At 72.1% G+C, this 20653-nt stretch carries 19 protein-coding genes and 1 riboswitch; of the genes, 10 read left to right on the top strand and 9 right to left on the bottom strand.

Going from position 1 to position 20653, the window contains the following annotated elements:
• Positions 1-66 precede the first annotated feature (66 nt).
• Together ACFVXK_RS08035 and ACFVXK_RS08030 are read right to left on the bottom strand one after the other, a co-directional pair.
• Entirely contained in the window at positions 67-1245 is a 1179-nt protein-coding gene (locus tag ACFVXK_RS08035; protein ID WP_389610673.1) for a spermidine/putrescine ABC transporter substrate-binding protein, read from the bottom strand.
• A 128-nt stretch (positions 1246-1373) separates the two neighbouring features.
• A complete protein-coding gene (locus ACFVXK_RS08030) occupies positions 1374-2813 on the bottom strand; it encodes a gamma-aminobutyraldehyde dehydrogenase (protein WP_389610672.1) in 1440 nt (479 codons plus the stop codon).
• A gap of 169 nt (positions 2814-2982) precedes the next feature.
• On the opposite strand from ACFVXK_RS08030, the gene ACFVXK_RS08025 reads away from it, so the two are divergent.
• The 10 genes from ACFVXK_RS08025 (at position 2983) to ACFVXK_RS07980 (ending at position 12690) form a co-directional block, all read left to right on the top strand.
• Positions 2983-3486: an Lrp/AsnC family transcriptional regulator gene (locus tag ACFVXK_RS08025; protein ID WP_042814156.1), complete on the top strand. Its 504-nt coding sequence runs from the start codon at positions 2983-2985 to the stop codon at positions 3484-3486.
• A gap of 3 nt (positions 3487-3489) precedes the next feature.
• Positions 3490-4851, top strand: a complete 1362-nt coding sequence (locus ACFVXK_RS08020) for an aspartate aminotransferase family protein (protein ID WP_358892673.1) — start codon at positions 3490-3492, stop codon at positions 4849-4851.
• 168 nt (positions 4852-5019) lie between these two features.
• The gene (locus ACFVXK_RS08015; protein ID WP_389610671.1) at positions 5020-5772 is read left to right on the top strand and encodes an ABC transporter ATP-binding protein; all 753 of its coding nucleotides are present in this window, start codon (positions 5020-5022) and stop codon (positions 5770-5772) included.
• A complete protein-coding gene (locus ACFVXK_RS08010) occupies positions 5754-6827 on the top strand; it encodes a hypothetical protein (RefSeq protein WP_389610670.1) in 1074 nt (357 codons plus the stop codon). Before ACFVXK_RS08015 ends, ACFVXK_RS08010 begins: the two co-directional genes overlap by 19 nt.
• A gap of 26 nt (positions 6828-6853) precedes the next feature.
• The gene (locus ACFVXK_RS08005; protein ID WP_389610669.1) at positions 6854-7945 is read left to right on the top strand and encodes an LOG family protein; all 1092 of its coding nucleotides are present in this window, start codon (positions 6854-6856) and stop codon (positions 7943-7945) included.
• Positions 7946-8071: 126 nt separating this feature from the next.
• Positions 8072-8977 carry a hypothetical protein gene (locus ACFVXK_RS08000; RefSeq protein WP_389610668.1) on the top strand — a complete coding sequence of 302 codons (906 nt, stop codon included), beginning with the start codon at positions 8072-8074 and terminating at the stop codon, positions 8975-8977.
• An 87-nt stretch (positions 8978-9064) separates the two neighbouring features.
• On the top strand, positions 9065-9685 hold the full coding sequence (locus ACFVXK_RS07995; protein WP_389610667.1) for a hypothetical protein: 621 nt from the start codon (positions 9065-9067) through the stop codon (positions 9683-9685).
• Between the two features lie 124 nt (positions 9686-9809).
• On the top strand, positions 9810-10040 hold the full coding sequence (locus ACFVXK_RS07990) for a ferredoxin (protein ID WP_389610666.1): 231 nt from the start codon (positions 9810-9812) through the stop codon (positions 10038-10040).
• Entirely contained in the window at positions 10030-11424 is a 1395-nt protein-coding gene (locus ACFVXK_RS07985; RefSeq protein ID WP_389610665.1) for an NAD(P)/FAD-dependent oxidoreductase, read from the top strand. The genes ACFVXK_RS07990 and ACFVXK_RS07985 overlap by 11 nt, the downstream gene beginning before the upstream one ends.
• A 15-nt stretch (positions 11425-11439) precedes the next feature.
• A complete protein-coding gene (locus tag ACFVXK_RS07980) occupies positions 11440-12690 on the top strand; it encodes a cytochrome P450 (RefSeq protein ID WP_389610664.1) in 1251 nt (416 codons plus the stop codon).
• Positions 12691-12737: 47 nt separating this feature from the next.
• Here the strand turns inward: ACFVXK_RS07980 and ACFVXK_RS07975 are convergent, their stop codons facing one another.
• The 7 genes from ACFVXK_RS07975 to pyrH form a co-directional block, all read right to left on the bottom strand.
• Positions 12738-13760 (bottom strand): ABC transporter ATP-binding protein, encoded by a 1023-nt coding sequence (locus ACFVXK_RS07975; protein ID WP_389610663.1) that lies wholly within the window; start codon positions 13758-13760, stop codon positions 12738-12740.
• Positions 13760-15457, bottom strand: a complete 1698-nt coding sequence (locus ACFVXK_RS07970) for an ABC transporter permease (RefSeq protein ID WP_389610662.1) — start codon at positions 15455-15457, stop codon at positions 13760-13762. The genes ACFVXK_RS07975 and ACFVXK_RS07970 overlap by 1 nt, the downstream gene beginning before the upstream one ends.
• A complete protein-coding gene (locus tag ACFVXK_RS07965) occupies positions 15433-16533 on the bottom strand; it encodes a thiamine ABC transporter substrate binding subunit (RefSeq protein ID WP_389610661.1) in 1101 nt (366 codons plus the stop codon). The genes ACFVXK_RS07970 and ACFVXK_RS07965 overlap by 25 nt, the downstream gene beginning before the upstream one ends.
• Before the next feature lie 89 nt (positions 16534-16622).
• Positions 16623-16749, bottom strand: a riboswitch (TPP riboswitch).
• Between the two features lie 20 nt (positions 16750-16769).
• Positions 16770-17885 (bottom strand): 23S rRNA (adenine(2503)-C(2))-methyltransferase RlmN, encoded by a 1116-nt coding sequence (rlmN, locus tag ACFVXK_RS07960; RefSeq protein WP_389610660.1) that lies wholly within the window; start codon positions 17883-17885, stop codon positions 16770-16772.
• A gap of 135 nt (positions 17886-18020) precedes the next feature.
• Positions 18021-19094, bottom strand: a complete 1074-nt coding sequence (locus tag ACFVXK_RS07955) for a phosphatidate cytidylyltransferase (RefSeq protein WP_389610659.1) — start codon at positions 19092-19094, stop codon at positions 18021-18023.
• Positions 19094-19651 (bottom strand): ribosome recycling factor, encoded by a 558-nt coding sequence (gene frr / locus ACFVXK_RS07950; protein ID WP_125599131.1) that lies wholly within the window; start codon positions 19649-19651, stop codon positions 19094-19096. Before frr ends, ACFVXK_RS07955 begins: the two co-directional genes overlap by 1 nt.
• A 94-nt stretch (positions 19652-19745) precedes the next feature.
• Positions 19746-20525 (bottom strand): UMP kinase, encoded by a 780-nt coding sequence (pyrH, locus tag ACFVXK_RS07945; RefSeq protein WP_389610658.1) that lies wholly within the window; start codon positions 20523-20525, stop codon positions 19746-19748.
• Positions 20526-20653: the final 128 nt, after the last annotated feature.

Raw genomic sequence — 20653 nt, 5'->3', positions numbered from 1 at the left:
GCAGCGTGAGGTGGGAACGCCGCTCAGACCCGAAGGGGAGCGGTCTCCGTGCAGGGAAGGGAGCAGTCACAGTCCGACGATGGCGTTCCAGCGCGGGGCGAAGGTGCGGCGTTCGGCCGAGGAGATGTCGCGGGCCACGACCAGGCGCCGCCGCATGTCGTCGTCCGGGAAGATCAGCGGGTTCCGGGCCAGTTCGGCGGTCTTCTTGTCCGGTGAGGCGGCCAGGACCTCGCGGGCGGCGGGGACCGGGCAGACGTAGTTGACGGCCGCCGCCAGCTCCGCCGCCACCGCCGGGTCGTAGTAGTAGTCGACCAGCGCCTCCGCGTTCGCCTTGTGGCGGGCGAGGTTGGGGACGAGCAGGCTCTCCGCCCACAGTTCGGCCCCCTCCTCGGGGACCACGAACTCGATGTCGGGGTTGTCGGCCTTCAGCTGGATGGCGTCGCCGGAGTAGGCCTGGCAGGCGAGGACGTCGCCCTTGCCGAGATCGGAGGTGTAGTCGTTGCCGGTGAAGCGGCGGATGTGCTTCTTCTTCACCATGCTCTCGACCTGGTCGCACATCCGGTGGAAGTCGGATTCGGTCCAGCGGGTGGTGTCGGTGCCCTGGCCCTGCATCAGCAGCGCGAAGGACTCGTCGAGCCCCGAGAAGAGGGTGACCTTGCCCGCCAGGTCCGGGTGCCACAGGTCCTGGACGGACTTGATCTCCCGCCCCAGCGCCTTGCGGTTGTAGGCGATGCCGGTGATCCCGGACTGCCAGGGGACGGTGTGCAGGCGGCCCGGGTCGAAGGCGGGGGAACGCAGCTGCGGGTCCAGGTTCTTCGCCACGTTGGCCTGCGCCGAGCGGTCCATCTTCTGGGCCCAGCCCAGGTGGACGAAGCGGGCGGCCATCCAGTCGCTGACCACCACCAGGTCGTGACCCGTCGCCTGGTGGTTCATCAGGGCCGGGCTGACCTTGCCGAAGAACTCGTCGTTGTCGTTGATGTCCTCGGTGTACCGGACGTCGATGCCGGTCTTCTCGGTGAAGGCGTCCAGGGTCGGGCGCTTCTCCTCGTCCTCGTCGTCGGTGTCGATGTACAGCGGCCAGTTGGAGAAGGCGAGCTTGCGCTCCTCCTCCGAGAGGTCCTGGCCCTGCCTGCGGCCCTCCGGGACGTAGGCGGCGGGGACACCGCAGCCGGTGAGGGCGGCCAGCAGGCCCGCGGCACCGAGGCCGCGCAGCGCCGCGCGGCGGGAGAAGGGGAGTTCAGGCATGGGCTCAGCCTCCGACAACGCCGAAGGGGCGGGCAATAGACAACTTGTCTACCACCCGCCCCTTCAGTGGCCTGCGGTGATCAGTGCGCGGGGAGCCCCCGCGCCCTGCTCACGGCCGCCGGGCCGGTTCAGCCGTCGAGCGAGGTCATCACGTGCTTGATGCGGGTGTAGTCCTCGAACCCGTAGGCGGAGAGGTCCTTGCCGTAGCCGGACTTCTTGAAGCCGCCGTGGGGCATCTCGGCGACGAGCGGGATATGGGTGTTGATCCAGACGCAGCCGAAGTCGAGGTTCTTGGACATGCGCATCGCGCGGCCGTGGTCCTTGGTCCACACGGAGGAGGCGAGGGCGAACTCGACGCCGTTCGCGTACTCCAGCGCCTGGGCCTCGTCCGAGAAGGACTGGACGGTGATGACGGGGCCGAAGACCTCGTTCTGGATGATCTCGTCGTCCTGCTTCAGGCCCGAGACCACGGTCGGGGCGTAGAAGAAGCCCTTGTCGCCGACGCGGTGGCCGCCCGCCTCGACCTTGGCGTGCGCGGGGAGGCGCTCGATGAAGCCCGCGACCTGCTTCAGCTGGTTGGGGTTGTTCAGCGGGCCGTAGAGCACGTCCTCGTCGTCCGGCGCGCCGGTCTTGGTCTCCGCGGCGGCCTTGGCGAGCGCGGCCACGAACTCGTCGTGGATCGACTCGTGCACGAGCACGCGGGTGGCGGCGGTGCAGTCCTGGCCGGCGTTGAAGTAGCCGGCGACGGCGATGTCCTCGACGGCCTTGGCCAGGTCGGCGTCCTCGAAGACCACGACGGGGGCCTTGCCGCCGAGCTCCAGGTGGACGCGCTTGACGTCCTTCGAGGCGCTCTCGGCGACCTGCATGCCCGCGCGCACCGAGCCGGTGATGGAGGCCATCGCCGGGGTGGAGTGCTCGACCATGGCCTTGCCGGTCTCGCGGTCGCCGCAGACGACGTTGAAGACGCCCTTGGGCAGGATCGAGTCGATGATCTCCGCCATCAGCACCGTGGAGGCCGGGGTGGTGTCGGAGGGCTTGAGGACGACGGTGTTGCCCGCGGCGATCGCCGGGGCGAACTTCCACACGGCCATCATCATCGGGTAGTTCCAGGGCGCGACCTGGGCACAGACGCCGACCGGCTCACGGCGGATGATCGAGGTCATCCCGTCCATGTACTCGCCGGCCGAGCGGCCCTCGAGCAGGCGCGCGGCGCCCGCGAAGAAGCGGATCTGGTCCACCATCGGCGGCAGCTCCTCGCTGGCCGTCAGGCCCAGCGGCTTGCCGGTGTTCTCCGACTCGGCGGCGACGAGCTCCTCCGCGCGCGCCTCGAAGGCGTCGGCGATCTTCAGGAGGGCCTTCTGCCGCTCGGAGGGGGTGGTGTCGCGCCACGCCGGGAAGGCGGCAGCGGCGGCGGCCATGGCGGCGTCCACGTCGGCCTGGCCCGACAGCGGGGCGGTCGCGTACACCTCGCCGGTGGCCGGGTTGACCACCTCGGTGGTCCGCCCGTCGGCGGCGTCCTTGAACTCCCCGCCGATGTAGTTGCGCAGACGACGCAGTTCGGTGGTCACTACAGCCACTCTCCTGATCACATGTCCAACGATTGAGACAAGTCCCAAGGGTAGCCCCTCGGGCGACGCTTTCGACAGAGCCAGACCCAGCCAACTACGAAATCCGTGCATTCGAAGACCTCCCGCAACGAATTTCATCGATTACGGGTTGCGGAACCGACGACTCCTCGTGCACAGTGGCGTCGTGGTCAGTCGAAGCGCAGATTCCAGGAACAGACAACCGTCCCCTTCGGTCGATGCTGTGTCCCTGGCGATCATCGAGCAACTGCAGGAGGACGGCCGGCGCCCCTACGCGTCGATCGGCAAGGCCGTGGGCCTTTCCGAAGCGGCCGTGCGCCAGCGCGTACAGAAGCTGCTCGACCAGGGCGTCATGCAGATCGTCGCCGTCACGGACCCGCTCACCGTGGGTCTGCGGCGCCAGGCCATGGTCGGCATCAACGTCGAGGGCGACCTCGACCCGGTGGCCGACGCCCTGACCGCCATGGCCGAGTGCGAATACGTCGTCATGACCGCCGGGTCGTTCGACCTGATGGTGGAGATCGTCTGCGAGGACGACGACCACCTGCTCGAAACGATCAACAAGAAGATCCGCACGCTCCCCGGCGTGCGATCAACCGAGAGCTTCGTTTACCTGAAGCTCAAGAAGCAGACCTACATGTGGGGAACTCGATAGCCCGTGAGCCAGGACCTCTCCAAAACCGCGTACGACCACCTGTGGATGCACTTCACGCGCATGTCGTCGTACGAGAACGCGCCCGTCCCCACCATCGTGCGGGGTGAGGGCACCTACATCTTCGACGACAAGGGCAAGCGCTACCTGGACGGTCTCGCCGGACTGTTCGTGGTCAACGCCGGTCACGGCCGCAAGGAGCTGGCCGAGGTCGCCTACAAGCAGGCCCAGGAGCTCGCGTTCTTCCCCGTGTGGTCGTACGCGCACCCCAAGGCCGTCGAGCTCGCCGAGCGCCTCGCCGGCTACGCCCCCGGCGACCTGAACAAGGTCTTCTTCACCACCGGTGGCGGCGAGGCCGTCGAGACCGCCTGGAAGCTCGCCAAGCAGTACTTCAAGCTGCAGGGCAAGCACACCAAGTACAAGGTCATCTCGCGTGCGGTCGCCTACCACGGCACCCCGCAGGGCGCCCTGTCCATCACCGGCCTGCCGGCCCTGAAGGCCCCCTTCGAGCCGCTGGTCCCCGGCGCGCACAAGGTGCCGAACACCAACATCTACCGCGCCCCGATCCACGGCGACGACCCCGAGGCCTTCGGCCGCTGGGCCGCCGACCAGATCGAGCAGCAGATCCTCTTCGAGGGCCCCGACACCGTCGCGGCCGTCTTCCTCGAGCCCGTCCAGAACGCCGGCGGCTGCTTCCCGCCCCCGCCCGGGTACTTCCAGCGGGTGCGCGAGATCTGCGACACCTACGACGTGCTCCTCGTCTCCGACGAGACGATCTGCGCCTTCGGCCGCCTCGGCACGATGTTCGCGTGCGACAAGTTCGGCTACGTGCCGGACATGATCACCTGCGCCAAGGGCATGACCTCGGGCTACTCCCCGATCGGCGCCTGCATCGTCTCCGACCGGATCGCGGAGCCGTTCTACAAGGGCGACAACACCTTCCTGCACGGCTACACCTTCGGCGGACACCCGGTGTCCTCCGCGGTGGCGCTGGCCAACCTCGACATCTTCGACAAGGAAGGCCTGAACCAGCACGTGCTGGACCAGGAGGGCAACTTCTTCAGCACCCTGCAGAAGCTGCACGACCTCCCGATCGTCGGCGACGTGCGCGGCAACGGCTTCTTCTACGGCATCGAGCTCGTCAAGGACAAGGTCACCAAGGAGTCCTTCACGGACGAGGAGACCGAGCGCGTGCTCTACGGCTTCCTCTCCAAGGCGCTGTTCGACAACGGCCTGTACTGCCGGGCCGACGACCGCGGCGACCCGGTCATCCAGCTGGCCCCGCCGCTGATCGCGGACCAGGGCACCTTCGACGAGATCGAGGGCATCCTGCGCAGCGTGCTCACCGAGGCCTGGACCAAGCTGTAAACAACAGAAAATAGTCCGAACCACACGGCCCGGATCCCCTGTTCGAGTGAGAACACGGTGGTCCGGGCCGTGTGCTGTCACCATCCAAGCGGTTCATCTCTTTACATCTCTGTGCGGGCCAGTGACCGAAGCGGCTCCGCTTCGTTCCCCCGGACGGAGGTGTACGCCATGGTGGCTCCACCGGACAGTGCCCCGCCAGACGACGACGTCCTCTGGGCGCGGTCCCTTCACTACTCCCACATGGGCTCCCCCGGCCTGATCGGGGTCGGCGCAGGCATCCGGCAGGGCGAGGTCCTCGCCGTGACCGGCCCGCGCGGCAGCGGCAAGACCACCCTGCTGCGCTGCCTGGCCGGACGGCTCGTGCCCGACCAGGGCGAGGTCCGCTTCGACGGGACCGCCGTCCACACCCTCGGCGCCGCGGCCCGCGAACGGCTGTTCCGCGCCCGCTTCGCCTGGATCGGGCCCGAGCCGCAGCTGCTGCCCGAGCTCAAGGTGTGGGAGAACGCGGCCCTGCCCCTGCTGCTCACCGGCGCACCGCACCGCGCCGCCCGGGCCGCCGCCCACGAATGGCTGGAGCGCCTGGACATCGGCGGCTTCGCCCGCAAGCGTCCCGGGGCCCTGAACCGGGCCGAGTCCCAGCGGGTCGCGCTCGCCCGCGCCCTGGCCGCCGAGCCCGCCGTGCTGTTCGCCGACGAGCCCACGGCCCCGCTGCACCGCGCCGAGCGCGCGCAGCTGCTCCGCACGCTCACCACGGCCGCCCGCTCGCACGGGATCACGGTGGTCCTCGCCACCCACGACGAGGAGACCGCGGCCGCCGCCGACCGGAACCTGGCCCTGATCGACGGCCGCCCGGCCGACGCCGCGGCCGTCGTCTCCCCCGGGACCACGGAGGACCAGGCCGCGTGCTCTCTCTCCGCCTAGCCCGCGGCTCCCGGCCCCTGGTCCAGCTGCGCAGACTGCTGGTCGCCGCCGCCTGCGCCGGCAGCGGCCTCCTCCTGCTGTACGTCCTCGCGGACGCCCAGGCCCGGCCCGCCGGATCGTTCCCGCGGCTGCTGTGGGCGCTGGTCCCGCTCGCCGCCACCGTCCAGCTGGCCGTCGCCGTGGCCCGTACCGACCCGGCGACCCGGCCCCGCGAGGGACTCGACGCCGTCGGGCTGGGGCCCGTACGCCTGGCCCTGGCCGCGGCGGTCTCCACCGCCGTCGCCTGCACCCTGGGCGGCGTCATCGCCCTCGCCGTCTTCCTCCACCTGCGCGGCGAACTCGCCGGGCTGCCCTTCGACGGGGCCGGTGCCCGGCTGCTCCACGCGGACCGGCCCCTGCCGGTGGCCGCCGCCCTCACCCTGCTGGCCCTGCTCCCCCTGACGGCCTCGGCCGCGACGGCCCTCGCCCTGCGCCCCCGGCCGCCGCACTCGGGGCTGGCCCCCCAGACGGGTGTGCCCTGGGGGGTGGCGCTCACCGCGTGCGGGCTCGGCCTGCTGGCGTACGCCCGCCCGGACGGCCCCGCGGTGCCGGCGGCCGGCGCCCTGATCGCGGTCGGCCTCGCCCTGGCCGGCCCCGGCCTGGCCTACGCCTGCGGCACCCTGGTGCAGGCCGTCCGCCCCGGCGCGCTGCGGCTGCTCGCCGGGCGGACCCTGCAGGAGGAGGCCTCCCGGCTGGGCCGTCCGCTGGGGGTGCTGTGCGCCGTCGGCGCGGCCGGCGTGACCGCCGTGGCCGGGGCCGGGGCACCGTCCCCGCTGGGACCGCTGACCGGACCGGCCGCCGCGCTCGTGGCGCTGTGCGCGGCCGCCTCCCTGCTCACCGCCGCCGTCGAGTCCCGGCAGGCCCGCGGCGCGGCCCGGGCGGCCCTGCTCGACCTGGGCACCCCGGGCACGGTGCTGCGGACGGCCGCCGGCCTGCGGGCCGCCGCGCTGCTCGCCGGCTGCGTGCCGCTCGTGTGGGGTGTGGCGCAGCTGACGTCACTGGCCCTGACCCGCTGAGCGGGGCAGCCCTTAGGGTGGGCCGAATGGTCAACGCAGACATCGAGATCGAGACGCTCGCCGAGTTCGACCGGGTGGTCGCCCGGGGCTCCCTGAGCGGGTACCGGATCCAGTCGGTCAACCTGCTGCAGCGGACCTTCGCCCTGCTGTCCGCGGACACCTCGGCCGCCGTGTTCCTGGGCTGCGCCATGGAGCCCGACGCGGCGGTGAAGGTCCGCGCGGACGGCGCGCTGGTCTTCCCGCCGGTGCCGGACCTGCCGTTCGACCCGTACCGGGGGCTGCTCTACTCGGCGGAGGAACTCTTCGCCGGGCTCGCAGAGGGCTACGAGTCCACCCCGGACGCCCTGGCGTACGCCTGGTTCCAGGAGACGAAGGCCGACGGCGACGTCTTCTCCTCGATGCTGCGCTCCCTCCACGACGACGCGGTCTCCGACGCCCTCGACGAGGCCCTGGCGGGCGCTCGCGTGGTCGGCGTGATGGGCGGTCACGCCATGGCCCGGGGCACGGACGGCTACCGCGGCGCGGCCGAGCTCGGCCGGGGCCTGGCCCGCGGCGGGCTGACGGTGGCCACGGGCGGCGGCCCGGGCGCGATGGAGGCCGCCAACCTCGGCGCCTACCTGGCCCCCGCCCCCGACGGGGCGCTCGGCGAGGCGCTGGAGGTCCTGGCGAAGGCGCCCTCCTTCACCCCGTCGGTCTCCGACTGGGCCCGCGCGGCCTTCGCCGTACGGGAGCGCTGGCCCGCGGGCGGCGACTCGGTGGGCATCCCGACGTGGTTCTACGGGCACGAGCCGCCGAACGCGTTCGCCGGGCGGATCGCGAAGTACTTCTCCAACGCCACCCGCGAGGACGGGCTGCTCGCCCGCTCCACGGCGGGCGTGGTGTTCCTGCCGGGCGCGGCCGGGACGGTGCAGGAGGTGTTCGACAACGCGACGCCGAACTACTACTCCTCCGCCGCCGGGCCCACCCCCATGGTCCTGGTCGACCGGCGCCACTGGACCGAGGAGCTGCCCGTCTGGCCGCTGCTGCGGGCCCTGGCCCGGGGCCGCGCCATGGAGTCGCGGATCGCGCTGGTGGACTCGGTGGACGAGGTCCCGGACGCGCTGGCGGCCCTGGCCTGAGCGGGGCCCGGTCCCCGCCGGGCAAAGAAAAGGTCAACGAACCCTCTTGCGGAGGCAACTCCGCGGCCCGATCCGACGTCTGGCAGAGGTACCGCTTTACCTGCCAGACGTTGAACGGAGCCCTCTGTGCTCATAGGCCTGCTGACCGCTGTCGCGGCGTCCATCTGCTACGGGACGGGCTCCGTCCTGCAAGCCGTCGGCTCGCGCCGCGCCGCCCGGATGTCGCCGGCCGCCGCCGGGGTGACCGCCCACGGCGGCCCGAACCTGACCTCCACCGCCAAGGCCGCGATGACCTGGGAGTTCATCGTCGGCACCATCCTGGACTTCGTCGGTTTCGGACTGGGCGCGCTGGCGGCCCGGCTGCTGCCCCTGTTCCTCTCCCAGACGGTGATCAGCGCCAACCTGGTGATCACCGCCGTGCTGAGCGTGAAGATGCTCGGCATCCGCCTGACCCGCAAGGAGTGGACCTCCATCGGCGTCGTCTGCGCGGCGCTGGTGCTGCTCGCGACGGCCGCCGGCCACGAGGGCGACCACCACGCCCCGATGGCCACGCACTGGTGGCTGCTGGCGGTGACCCTGCTGATCATCGTCGGCGGCACGGCGGCCGTACGGTTCCTCGGCGCCCGGGCCGCGATCCTGGCGGGCCTGCTGTCGGGCCTGGCCTTCGGCGCGCTGGGCGTCGGGGTGCGCATCCTGGACGGGATCGACCCCTTCGACCTCGGCACGCTGCTCACCGACCCCGCGCTCTACGCCATCCTCGTCGCGGGCGTCGGCGGCATGTACCTGCACACCGTCGCCCTGCAGATCGGCTCGGTGAACGGGGCCACGGCCGCCCTGGTGGTCGGCGAGACGGTGCTCCCGGGTGCGATCGGCGTGCTGTGGCTGGGCGACGCCTCCCGGCCGGGGCTGGCCTGGCTGGCGGTCGCCGGCTTCGTGCTGGCGGTGACCGGAGCGGTCGCCGTGGCCTGGTACGGCAACCACGACGGGGCGGCGGACCCGGCCGAGGAGCCGGTCCCGGAGCCGGTGGGCTGACCCGGCCGGCCGGTCCGGCGCCCCGGGCGTTCACCCCGACGGGTCCCCGGGGTGGCGCGGCCGCGGCGGCCGGGGCCTGCTGAGGGCATGGACTCCCCCACCAGCACACGGCTGCGCACCCCCGGCGCCGCGGGCATGGCCGGTGTCGTCTTCGCCGTGCTGCTCGCGGCGGCGATCGTGCTCATGCGCACCGCCATCCCCTCGGGGAGCCCGGCCGAGGCCGCCGTCGACACCGACAAGCGCTGGGCCGTGCGGCTGGCCCTGGAGATCGTCCCGTTCGCCGGGATCTTCTTCCTGTGGTTCATGGGGGCCCTGCGGGAGCACTCGGGCGAGGTGGAGGACCGTTTCTTCGCGACGGTGTTCCTGGGCAGCGGCTTCATCTTCGTCGCCACCCTCTTCGTGGCCGCCGCGGCAGCGGGCACCGTGCTCGACGAGGCCGTCCCGCCCTCCGGCTTCGGCCGGCCCTTCGCATACACCGTGCTCACCTCGTACGCGATGCGCGTGGCGGCCGTGTTCGCGTTCTCGACCTCCGCCATCGGCCGCCGGCTCGGCGTCTTCCCCCGCCCGCTGACCCTGCTGGGCCTCGCGACCGGCCTGGTCCTGCTGGTGCTGGGGTCCCAGGCGCCCTGGATCGAGCTGGTCTTCCCCTTCTGGGTCCTCGTCGTCAGCCTCCACATCCTCCGCTCCCGCCTGCGCCGCACCCCCTGACCTGCGGCTTCACCGGCCCTTGCGCCCGGCAGGCGAGCGGCGGCCCGCGCGCGCATGCTGGAGGGGTGGCCGGGGGGCCTCGGGGGCTGCGGGGGTCATCAGGGCACGGAAAGGCTGATGCCTCATGAGGCTCGTCGTCGACCTGAACCGCTGTCAGGGGTACGCGCAGTGCGCGTTCCTCGCACCCGACGTCTTCGCCATGCACGGCGACGAGTCGCTGCTCTACAACCCGCAGGCCCCCGATGACCAGCACGACAACGTCGTGCGCGCCGCCCACGCCTGCCCGGTCCGGGCCATCCTCCTGGACGCGATGAACGGCTCCCTCCAGACCCCGGAGGCCGGCGGTGAACGGTGACGGAGCCCTGGAGCGGCTCAAGCGCGAGGGCCGCATCGTCGTCGTGGGCGCTTCCCTGGCCGGCCTGCGGGCCGCCGAGACCATGCGCGAGAAGGGCTTCGCCGGCGAGCTGACGATGATCGGCGACGAGCCCTACGAGCCGTACGACCGCCCGCCCCTGTCCAAGCAGGTGCTGCTGGGCATGGCCACCGCCGACGGGACCGCCCTGCCCCGGCGCCGGGACATCGACGCGAAGTGGCGCCTCGGGGTGCCGGCCGCCGGCCTGGACATGGCGGCCCGCCGGGTCCGGCTGGCCGACGGGGACGAGGTGGAGTACGACCGCCTGCTGATCGCCACCGGGGTGCGCGCCCGGCCGTGGCCCAACCCGGACGAGGGCGCCCTCGACGGGGTCTTCGTCCTGCGCACCCGCGGCGACGCGGCCGCCCTGGAACGCGCCCTCGCGGCCGGCCCCGGCCGGGTGCTGGTGATCGGGGCCGGGTTCACGGGCTCCGAGATCGCCTCCGCGTGCCGGGAGCGCGGTCTGGCCGTCACCGTGGCCGAACGCGCCGACGCGCCGCTGGTCGGAGCGCTCGGCGGGGTGATCGGGGCGGTCGCGGCCGAGATGCACCGCGAGAACGGCGTCGACCTGCGCACCGGGATCATGGTGACCAGCCTGGAGGGCGACTCCTCCGGCCGGGTCCGCGCCGCGCACCTCTCCGACGGCACCACGCTGGAGGCCGAGGTCGTGGTCGTCTCGCTCGGCGCGCAGCGCAACACCGAATGGCTGACCGGGTCCGGACTGGGCGCGGGCCCGCGCGGCATCGCCTGTGACGCGGGCTGCCGGGCCTTCGACATCTGGGGCATCGTCACCGACGACATCTACGTCGCCGGCGACGTCGCCCGCTCCCCGCACGCCCTGTTCGGCTACCAGTTCCTGTCGCTGGAGCACTGGGGCAACGCCGTGGCCCAGGCGGAGACGGCCGCGCACAACATGCTCAGCCGCAGTGCCGACCGCCGCCCGCACCTGTGGGTCCCGGCGTTCTGGTCCTCCCAGTTCGGCGTCAACATCAAGTCGGTCGGGGTCCCCTCGATGGGCACCGAGATCGTGATCACCCAGGGTTCGCGCGCCGAGCGCCGTTTCGTCGGCGTGTACGGGTACCAGGGCCGCGTGATCGGGGCCGTCACCTTCGACCAGTGCCGCTGGCTGGACTTCTACGAGCAGCAGATCGAGCAGACCGCGCCGTTCCCGCCGCCCTACCCGACGGTGGACCGCAGGCCCGAGGGGGAGCGGCCGCTGGACGCGGACTTCCCCGACCCGTCGGTGCCCACGCACGGGCCGACGATCACCCTGAGCGGCTACTCGCCGGCCGACCGGCGGATGACCTTCACTCCGGCGCACAACTGAGCACGAGGACCTCTCATGACCCAAGGCATCCTGCGGCAGATCCTCGACTACTCCAGCCGTGCCAACCCGTACCCGCTGTACGAGGAGCTCCGCAAGACCCCGGTGTTCCACGACGGGGAAGGCCCCTACGTCGTCAGCACCTACCACGAGATCAAGGGCCTGCTGCACGACCCGCGCATCAGCTCCGACGCCCGCAACCTGACCTCGACGGCCGGGGACCCCCTGAACCAGGCCGAGGAGGGCGAGGGCGAGGTCCTGCCCCCGTCCTTCCTGAAGCTGGACCCGCCCGACCACGACCGGCTGCGCCGGATGACCAACCGGCCCTTCGGACCGCCGCACTCCCCGCGCCGGGTCGAGCAGATGCGCGGAGAGCTCGACGGCATCGTCACCGGGCTGATCGACACCGTCGCCGCGAAGGGCGACCCGAACCGGATCGACCTGGTCGAGGAGTTCTCGTACCCCTTCCCGGTGACCGTCATCTGCCGGCTGCTGGGCGTGCCGCCCGAGGACGAGGCCCGCTTCCACGTCTGGGCCGACACCCTGGCGGCGAGCCTGGACCCCGATCCGGACGCCGATCCCGCCGAGCGCGCCAAGAAGACCGAGGGCGCCCGGATGGAGCTCGGCATGTACCTGGCCGGGCTGATCGAGGAGCGGCGCAAGAACCCGACCGGGGACATGCTCTCGGAGCTGGCCACGGGGCAGGGGCCGGACGGCACGATGAGCACGATGGAGGTGCTGAGCACGGCGGCGCTGCTGCTGATCGCCGGGCACGAGACCACCGTCAACCTGATCACGAACGGCATGCTCACCCTGCTGCGCAACCCGCAGCACCTGGAGCGGCTGCGCACCGAGCCGGACGTGGCGGTACCGATGGTGGAGGAGCTGCTGCGCTTCGAACCGCCGGTGCAGCTGCTCCCGCAGCGCAGCACCCTCACGGACGTCGACATCGCCGGGGTGACCGTGCCCAAGGGCTCCTCGCTGTGGCTGATCCTGGCCTCCGGCAACCGCGACCCGAAGCGGTTCCAGGACCCGGACCGCTTCGACCCGGACCGCCCGGACGTCCAGCACCTGGGCCTGGGCAGCGGCATCCACAGCTGCTTCGGGGCACCGCTGGCCCGGCTGGAGGCGGCACTGGCCCTGCGCGAGCTGGCCCGCAGGCTGGAGAACCCGCGGCTGCTGGAGGACCCGCCGCCCTACCGGCAGAACGCGGTCCTGCGCGGCCCGCGCCACCTGCCGATCGCCGTCGACGGCATCCGGGCGGCCTGACCCCGGCCTCCCGGCGGCCCGGCCCGGCCCGGCCCGGAAGCAGCGGCTCAGGCCGCCGGGAGGACGACCACCTCGGAGGGCGTGAAGGCCACCGCGATCCGGTCCCCCACGGCCGGCGCGGCGGCCAGATCGCACTCCGCCTCCAGCACGGGCCCCTGCGCGGGCCGCAGCAGCAGGGCCACGTGCGTCCCGCGGAAGGTACGGGACTCCACCACGCAGTCCAGCCCGGCCGCGCACGGCACCACCCCGGCCGGCCGCACCAGCAGCCGCTGCTCACCCTGGGCGGAGCCCTCCGGCACGGGGACCTTCCCCCACGGGGTGGCGGCCGCGCCCCCGCTGACGGTGGCCGGGACCACGTTCTCGAAGCCGAGGAACCGGGCCACGAACTCCGACGCCGGCCGCTGCCACACCTCCAGCGGGGTCCCCGCCTGAGCGATCCGCCCGTCCCGCATCACCACCACCCGGTCGGCCAGCGCGAAGGCCTCGCCCTGGTCGTGGGTGACCGCCAGCACGGTGGTGCCCAGCCGCGAGAACAGCCCCTGGAGCTCGACCACCAGCCGCTCGCGCAGCCCCCGGTCCAGCTGGCCGAGCGGCTCGTCCAGCATCAGCAGCCGGGGCGAGGGGGCCAGCGCCCGGGCCAGGGCGACCCGCTGCTGCTCACCGCCCGACAGCGAGGCCACGGCCCGGCCCTGGGCCCCGGGGAGCCCGACCAGGTCCAGGAGCCGGGCGACCCGCTCCGCGTACTCCGCCTTCGCGGAGCCCCGGACGCGCAGGCCGAAGGCCACGTTCCCGCCGACGTCCCGGTGCGGGAACAGCTGGTGGTCCTGGAACATCAGGCCCACCCCGCGCCGGTGCACGGGCACCCCGGCCTGGTCGGCGCCGCCGAGCAGCACCCGCCCGGCGGAGGGCGGCTGGAGCCCGGCCACCACCCGCAGCAGGGTGGACTTGCCGCTGCCGCTCGGCCCCAGCACGCAGACGGTCTCGTGCTCGGCGACCTCCAGGTCCACCGCGTCCACGACCGCCCGGTCGCCGAAGCGCACCGTCACCCCTTCGAGCCGGAGCAGGGTCATCAGAACTCTCCCGAGGTCTTGTCGGGTCGCAGTCGCTCCAGCACCAGCAGGGACACCGCGCACACCAGCATCAGAATCGTGCTCAGGGCCATCGCCTGCCCGTAGTTCATCTCACCGGCCCGCCCCAGCAGCCGGGCTACGGCCACCGGCAGCGTCGGGTGGTCCGGCCGGGCGATGAACACCGTCGCCCCGAACTCGCCCAGCGAGACCGCGAAGGCGAAGCCCGCCGCGATCAGCACCGCCCGCCGCACCAGAGGCAGGTCCACCTCCCGCCACACCCGCAGGGGCGACGCCCCCAGCACGGCCGCGGCCTCCCGCAGCCGCCCGTCGACGGCCCGCAGCACCGGCAGCATCGTCCGCACCACGAACGGCACGCCGACCAGCGCCTGGGCCAGCGGCACCAGGATCCAGGAGGTCCGCAGGTCCAGCGGCGGCCGGTCCAGGGTGATCAGGAACCCGAAGCCCACCGTCACGGCGGACACCCCCAGCGGCAGCATCAGCAGCGCGTCGAAGCCCCGCACGAAACGGCCCGCCCGCCGGGCCAGCGCCGCCGCCGCGAGCCCGCCGACCGCCAGGGCGATCCCGGTGGCGGCGAGCGCGTACTGGAGGGAGTTCCAGATGGCCTCCAGCGGCGGCACCAGAAACGTTCCGCCGCCCGCGCCGGCCTCCTGGAGCGCCCGGTAGAACCCGAACCCGTACCCGCCGGGCGCGTCCAGCGACCGCTCCACCAGCACCGCGAGCGGGGCCACGATCAGCAGCGCCACCGTCAGCAGCACCCCGGCCAGCAGCCCGCGCTGCGCCCAGCCGCGCGGCGGGTGCGCGGTCCGCGCGGGGTCGACCAGCCGCAGCGCGGTCTCCCGCCGGCGCACGGTCCAGGCGTGCACCCCGAGGATCACCCCGACGGCGGCGAACTGGACCAGCGTCAGCACCGCGGCCGTCGGCAGGTCCAGCAGCTGCGCCGTCTGCCGGTAGACCTCGACCTCCAGCGTGGCGTACGAGGGCCCGCCGAGGATCTGCACGACGCCGAAGGAGCTGAACGTGAACAGGAACACCATCAGCGCGGCCGCCGCCACCGCCGGGGCCAGCGCGGGCAGGGTCACCCGCCGCCAGGCCGCGAACCGCCCGGCGCCCAGCACCCGGGCGGCCTCCTCCTGACGCGGATCCAGCTGGGCCCACAGCCCGCCGACCGTGCGGACGACGACGGCGTAGTTGAAGAAGACGTGGGCGAGCAGGATCGCCCACACGGTGGTGTCCAGCCGGACGCCCCACACCTCGTCCAGCAGCCCGTTCCGGCCGACGAGGGCCAGGAAGGCCGTGCCGACGACCACGGTCGGCAGCACGAACGGGACGGTGACCAGGGCGCGCAGCAGCTGCTTGCCGGGGAAGGAGAAGCGCGCGAACACGTACGCGCCGGGCAGCGCGACGAGGAGGGTGAGCACCGTCGAGGCGAGCGCCTGCCAGGTGGTGAACCAGAGCACGCCGGCGATGTCCGGCTGGGCGAGGACCTCGCCGATCCGGCCGAACCGCCAGCCCTCCCCGGTCCTGAACCCGCGGCCGACGATGGCGGCGACGGGCCAGGCGAAGAACAGCCCGAAGAAGGCGAGCGGCACGGCCATCAGGGCCAGCCTGACGGCGGTCGCCCGCCCGCCCTCCTCCGGGGAGCCGTCGCGTACTACTTCACGACGATCGAGGACCATGCCTTGACCCACTGATCACGGTTCTTGGCGATGGCCTCGGGGGCCACGTTCTCCGGCTTCTCGACGACCACGCCGTGCTTGGTGAACACCTCCGGCAGCTTCGCGTCCTTGACCACCGGGTTCACGAACATCTGGAGCGGCATGTCCTCCTGGAACTTCTTGCCGATCAGGAAGTCGATCAGGGCCTTGCCGCCCTCCTCGTTCTTCGCGCCCTTCAGCAGGCCCGCGAACTCGACCTGGCGGAAGCAGGTGCCGGTGGCCACGCCCGTGGGGGCCTCGGCCGGCTGGGGCTCGCCGTAGAGGACCTCGACCGGCGGGCTGGAGGCGTAGGAGACGACCAGCGGGCGGTCGCCCTTGGCCTTCTTGCCGCCGGCGGAGCCGGAGAAGCGCTCGTTGTAGGCCTGCTCCCAGCCGTCGACGACCTCGACGCCGTTGGCCTTGAGCTTGCTCCAGTAGTCCTTCCAGCCGTCCTCGCCGTACTTGCCGACGGAGGCGAGGAGGAAGCCGAGGCCGGGCGAGGAGGTCGCGGCGTTCTCGGTGACCAGCAGGTTCTTGTACTCGGGCTTGACCAGGTCGTCCAGCGTCTGCGGCGGGGCGATCTTCTTGTCGGCGAAGTAGGCCTTGTCGTAGTTGACGCAGATGTCGCCGGAGTCGACCGGGGTGACGCGGTGCTGCTTGTCGAGGACGAACTCGGGCTTGACCTCCGCCAGGCCCTTGGCCTCGTACGGGGTGAAGATCCCGTTGTCGAGGGCGCGCGAGAGGAGCGTGTTGTCGACACCGAAGAAGACGTCGCCGCGCGGGGAGCCCTTGGTGAGGATCTCCTGGTTGAGGGCGGCGCCGGCGTCCCCGGACTTCAGGACCTTGACGGTGTAGCCGCTCTGCTGCTCGAACTCCTTGAGGACCGAGTCGGTCACGTTGAAGGAGTCGTGGGAGACCAGGGTGACGGTCTTGGACTTCGGCGAGCCGCTGGCGGCGGCCCCGCCCTCGTCCTTGCTGCCGCCGCCGCACGCGGTCAGCGTGGTGACGCCGAGGGCCGCGGCCAGCGCCGCGCCCGCGATCTTCTTGGTGGTGCTCACGGTTGATTCCTCCTGGGTGTGACCAGGAGAAGACGCGGCCCTGCCCGGGCGCTCCGGTGGAGCGGGGCGCCCGGGCAGGGCGCAACAGCTTGAGGTGGTGACCGAACTTCCTACCCAGAATGACCTGGGCGAGGTTCAGAGGGTCTGCGGCCACGGTGCTTGATCGAAAAACGTGTGCCGCACTCTCAGCGCTGTGGCGCTCCCCTGTCGGAATATGCAGATGTACGCGGGCCAGCCTACCGCTCGCTCGCGGCGAGCTGTCCGCACGCTCCGTCGATCTCCTGGCCCCGGGTGTCCCGTACGGTCACGGGCACGCCGTGGCGGGCGATCGCGTCGACGAAGGCCTTCTCGTCCTCGGGGCGCGAGGCGGTCCACTTCGAGCCGGGCGTCGGGTTCAGCGGGATCAGGTTGACGTGCACCCGCTTGCCCTTGAGCAGGCGGCCGAGGAGGTCGCCGCGCCAGGCCTGGTCGTTGATGTCGCGGATCAGGGCGTACTCGATGGAGATCCGGCGGCCGGACTTCTCGGCGTACTCCCAGGCCGCGTCGAGGACCTCGCGGACCTTCCAGCGGGTGTTCACGGGGACGAGGGTGTCGCGCAGCTCGTCGTCTGGGGCGTGCAGGGAGACGGCGAGGCGGCACTTGAAGCCCTCGTCGGCGAACCGCAGCATCGCCGGGACCAGGCCGACGGTGGAGACGGTGATACCGCGCTGCGACAGGCCCAGGCCGTCGGGCTCGGGGTCGGTGAGGCGGCGGATGGCGCCGACGACGCGGTTGTAGTTCGCGAGCGGCTCGCCCATGCCCATGAAGACGATGTTGGACAGACGGGCCGGGCCGCCGGGGACCTCGCCGTCGCGCAGGGCGCGCATGCCGTCGACGATCTGGTGCACGATCTCGGCGGTGGAGAGGTTGCGGTCCAGGCCGGCCTGGCCGGTGGCGCAGAACGGGCAGTTCATGCCGCAGCCGGCCTGCGAGGAGATGCACATGGTGACCCGGTCGGGGTAGCGCATCAGGACGGACTCCACGAGGGTGCCGTCGTGCAGCTTCCACAGGGTCTTGCGGGTGGTGTCGTCGTCGCAGCTGATGTGCCGGATGACGTTCATCAGCTCGGGGAGCAGCTCCTGCCGGAGCTTCTCGCGCGAGGCCGCGGGGATGTCCGTCCACTCCGCCGGGTCGTGGGCGTAGCGGGCGAAGTAGTGCTGGGAGAGCTGCTTGGCCCGGAACGGCTTCTCGCCGATCGCGGCGACCGCCTCGCGGCGCTCGGCCGGGGTGAGGTCGGCGAGGTGCCGGGGAGGCTTCTTGGCGCCGCGCGGGGCGACGAAGGTGAGCTCACCCGGAACGGGACGGGGGGCCATGCGGTACTCCTCGGTACGACGGGGTGGGGGTCACCCCGCGCGTGCAGGGCCGGTCCGCGGCGGCCGGGCCGCCTGACGGAAAGGGCGCGCCGTGCGAACACGGCGCGCCCTCCAGGATAACCCGGCCCGGACCCGTCAGCCGGTGCCGACGAAGGCCGCCAGCAGCAGCCAGACCACCGGGGCGGTCGGCAGGAGCGAGTCCAGCCGGTCCATGATGCCGCCGTGGCCCGGGAGGAGCGTGCCCATGTCCTTGATGCCCAGGTCACGCTTGATCATCGACTCGCCGAGGTCGCCCAGGGTGGCGCTGACCGCGACGGCCAGGCCCAGCAGCAGGCCCTGCCACCAGGAGCCGCCGTCGATGAGGAACTCCATGCACAGCGCGCCGGCCACCATCGCGAAGGCGACCGCGCCGAAGAGGCCCTCGCGGGTCTTCCCGGGGCTGATGCGGGGGGCGAGCTTGTGCTTGCCGAAGCGCCAGCCGACGGCGTAGGCCCCGGTGTCGCTGACGACGGTCAGCAGCAGGAAGGTCACCACCCGCTGCGGGCCGTCCTCGGCCGTGAGGAGCATCGCGACGAAGGTGGCCAGGAAGGGCACGTAGAACGCCGCGAAGACGCCCGCGGTGACGTCCTTGAGGTAGTCCTCGGGCGGTTCCGTCATCCGCCAGACGAGCACCGCCAGCGCGGTCAGGGCCATGGCGACCCAGGCGCCCTCGGCCCCCCGGACGTAGCCGGCGATGACCATCGCCGCGCCGCCGACCGCGAGCGGGACCAGCGGGGCCTTGATGCCCTTCTTCTCCTGGAGCCGGGAGGTGAGCTCCCACAGGCCGACGACGACGGCGACGACGATCACGCCGACGAAGACGGCCTTCACGATGAACAGCGAGGCGAAGATCACCGCGCCGAGGCCGACGCCGACCCCTATGGCGGCCCTCAGGTCCCGCCCCGCGCGCTTCTTCTGCGGGGGCGAGGCGTCCTGCGGTGCCTGCGGAGGCGGGGGCGGGGGGCTGGGCATGGGCTCCTGCAACGGCATCTCGGTACGGAGCGGGGGGCCGCCGGCGAAGGCGGCCCCCCGATCGCGTGCTTCCCGGTCGTCGAACGCACGGCCGGCGGCATCGGGCACGATGGGCATGGGCGCAGTCTGCGGGCCCACCAGCGCATCGTATGCGGGACCCGCCGGTACCGGCTCAGCGGCCCAGGGAGAGTCGTTCATCAGACCTCGAGGAGCTCGGCTTCCTTGTGCTTGAGCAGCTCGTCCACCTGCGCGACGTACTTCGCGGTGGTGTCGTCGAGCTCCTTCTCGGCGCGGCGCACCTCGTCCTCGCCGGCCTCCTTGTCCTTGACCAGCTTGTCGAGGGCGTCCTTGGCCTTGCGGCGCACGGAGCGGATGGAGACGCGGGAGTCCTCGGCCTTGGTCTTGGCGACCTTGATGAACTCCTTGCGGCGGTCCTGCGTCAGCTCCGGGAAGGTCACCCGGATGATGCGGCCGTCGTTGCTCGGGTTGACGCCCAGGTCGGAGTCGCGGATCGCCTGCTCGATGTTGCGCAGCGCGGAGGCGTCGAACGGGGTCACGATCGCCATGCGCGGCTCGGGCACCGCGAAGGAGGCCAGCTGGTTGATGGGCGTGATGGCACCGTAGTAGTCCGCCACGATCTTGTTGAACATCGCCGGGTGCGCACGGCCCGTGCGAATCGCCGCGAAGTCTTCCTTGGCGACGACGACGGCCTTCTCCATCTTCTCCTCGGCCTCGAGGAGGATTTCTTCGATCACCACGTGCTCCTGCATGTCAGATATGGATGGTTCAGGCGGGGCGGGGCGGGACGGGCCGCCCGGACCGGGCCCCGGAGGGCCCGGTGCGACGGGCTCAGGCCCGGGTGCCCTGGTCGCTCACGAGCGTGCCGATCTTCTCACCCTTGACGGCGCGGGCGATATTGCCTTCGGCGAGCAGTTCGAAGACCAGGATCGGGAGCTGGTTGTCGCGGCACAGCGTGATGGCCGTGGCGTCGGCGACCTTGAGGTCCCGGGACAGCACCTCGTTGTACTCCAGCGCGTCGAACTTCACCGCGTCCGGGTTGGTCTTCGGGTCGGAGTCGTAGACCCCGTCGACGCCGTTCTTGCCCATGAGGAGGGCCTCGGCGTCGATCTCCAGGGCGCGCTGGGCGGCCGTGGTGTCGGTGGAGAAGTACGGCATGCCCATACCGGCGCCGAAGATGACGACGCGGCCCTTCTCCAGGTGGCGCACGGCGCGCAGCGGGATGTACGGCTCCGCGACCTGGCCCATGGTGATGGCGGTCTGGACGCGGCTGTCGATGCCCTCCTTCTCCAGGAAGTCCTGGAGGGCGAGGCAGTTCATGACGGTGCCGAGCATGCCCATGTAGTCGGACCGCGCCCGGTCCATACCGCGCTGCTGCAGCTCCGCGCCGCGGAAGAAGTTGCCGCCGCCGATGACGACCGCGATCTCGGCGCCGTCTCGGACCACGGCCGCGATCTCGCGGGCGATGGCGTGCACGACGTCAGGGTCGACACCCAGCCCGCCGCCGCCGGAGAAGGCTTCGCCGGACAGCTTCAGCATGAAGCGGCGACCCTTCTGCTCGTGGTCGCTCTTGTCGTGGGATGCGGTGTGGGGGTCCACGCCCTGATTCATGGAGATCTCCTCGTGCACATACGAAGAAGGCCATTGCCGGTGGGTCCTCGCGGTTCCCTCTGCGGCAATGGCCTCCTCGTCAGATCTGCGGTCGTCCGGCGCAAGCGCGGACGACTGCCTCAGACCCT

It is taken from the genome of Streptomyces sp. NPDC058157 (assembly GCF_042884105.1).
Classification (GTDB): domain Bacteria; phylum Actinomycetota; class Actinomycetes; order Streptomycetales; family Streptomycetaceae; genus Streptomyces.
Note: the sequence above shows the minus strand (reverse complement) of the source record. Positions and strands in the feature narration are given on the sequence as shown.

What these genes read in the sequence shown, in the direction of transcription:
- ACFVXK_RS08035 (WP_389610673.1), bottom strand. Translation starts at nt 1,245, where the DNA reads ATGCCTGAACTCCCCTTCTCCCGCCGCGCGGCGCTGCGCGGCCTCGGT.
- ACFVXK_RS08015 (WP_389610671.1), top strand. Translation starts at nt 5,020, where the DNA reads ATGGTGGCTCCACCGGACAGTGCCCCGCCAGACGACGACGTCCTCTGG.
- ACFVXK_RS08005 (WP_389610669.1), top strand. Translation starts at nt 6,854, where the DNA reads ATGGTCAACGCAGACATCGAGATCGAGACGCTCGCCGAGTTCGACCGG.
- ACFVXK_RS07995 (WP_389610667.1), top strand. Translation starts at nt 9,065, where the DNA reads ATGGACTCCCCCACCAGCACACGGCTGCGCACCCCCGGCGCCGCGGGC.
- ACFVXK_RS07990 (WP_389610666.1), top strand. Translation starts at nt 9,810, where the DNA reads ATGAGGCTCGTCGTCGACCTGAACCGCTGTCAGGGGTACGCGCAGTGC.
- ACFVXK_RS07980 (WP_389610664.1), top strand. Translation starts at nt 11,440, where the DNA reads ATGACCCAAGGCATCCTGCGGCAGATCCTCGACTACTCCAGCCGTGCC.
- ACFVXK_RS07975 (WP_389610663.1), bottom strand. Translation starts at nt 13,760, where the DNA reads ATGACCCTGCTCCGGCTCGAAGGGGTGACGGTGCGCTTCGGCGACCGG.
- ACFVXK_RS07970 (WP_389610662.1), bottom strand. Translation starts at nt 15,457, where the DNA reads ATGGTCCTCGATCGTCGTGAAGTAGTACGCGACGGCTCCCCGGAGGAG.
- rlmN (WP_389610660.1), bottom strand. Translation starts at nt 17,885, where the DNA reads ATGGCCCCCCGTCCCGTTCCGGGTGAGCTCACCTTCGTCGCCCCGCGC.
- ACFVXK_RS07955 (WP_389610659.1), bottom strand. Translation starts at nt 19,094, where the DNA reads ATGAACGACTCTCCCTGGGCCGCTGAGCCGGTACCGGCGGGTCCCGCA.
- pyrH (WP_389610658.1), bottom strand. Translation starts at nt 20,525, where the DNA reads ATGAATCAGGGCGTGGACCCCCACACCGCATCCCACGACAAGAGCGAC.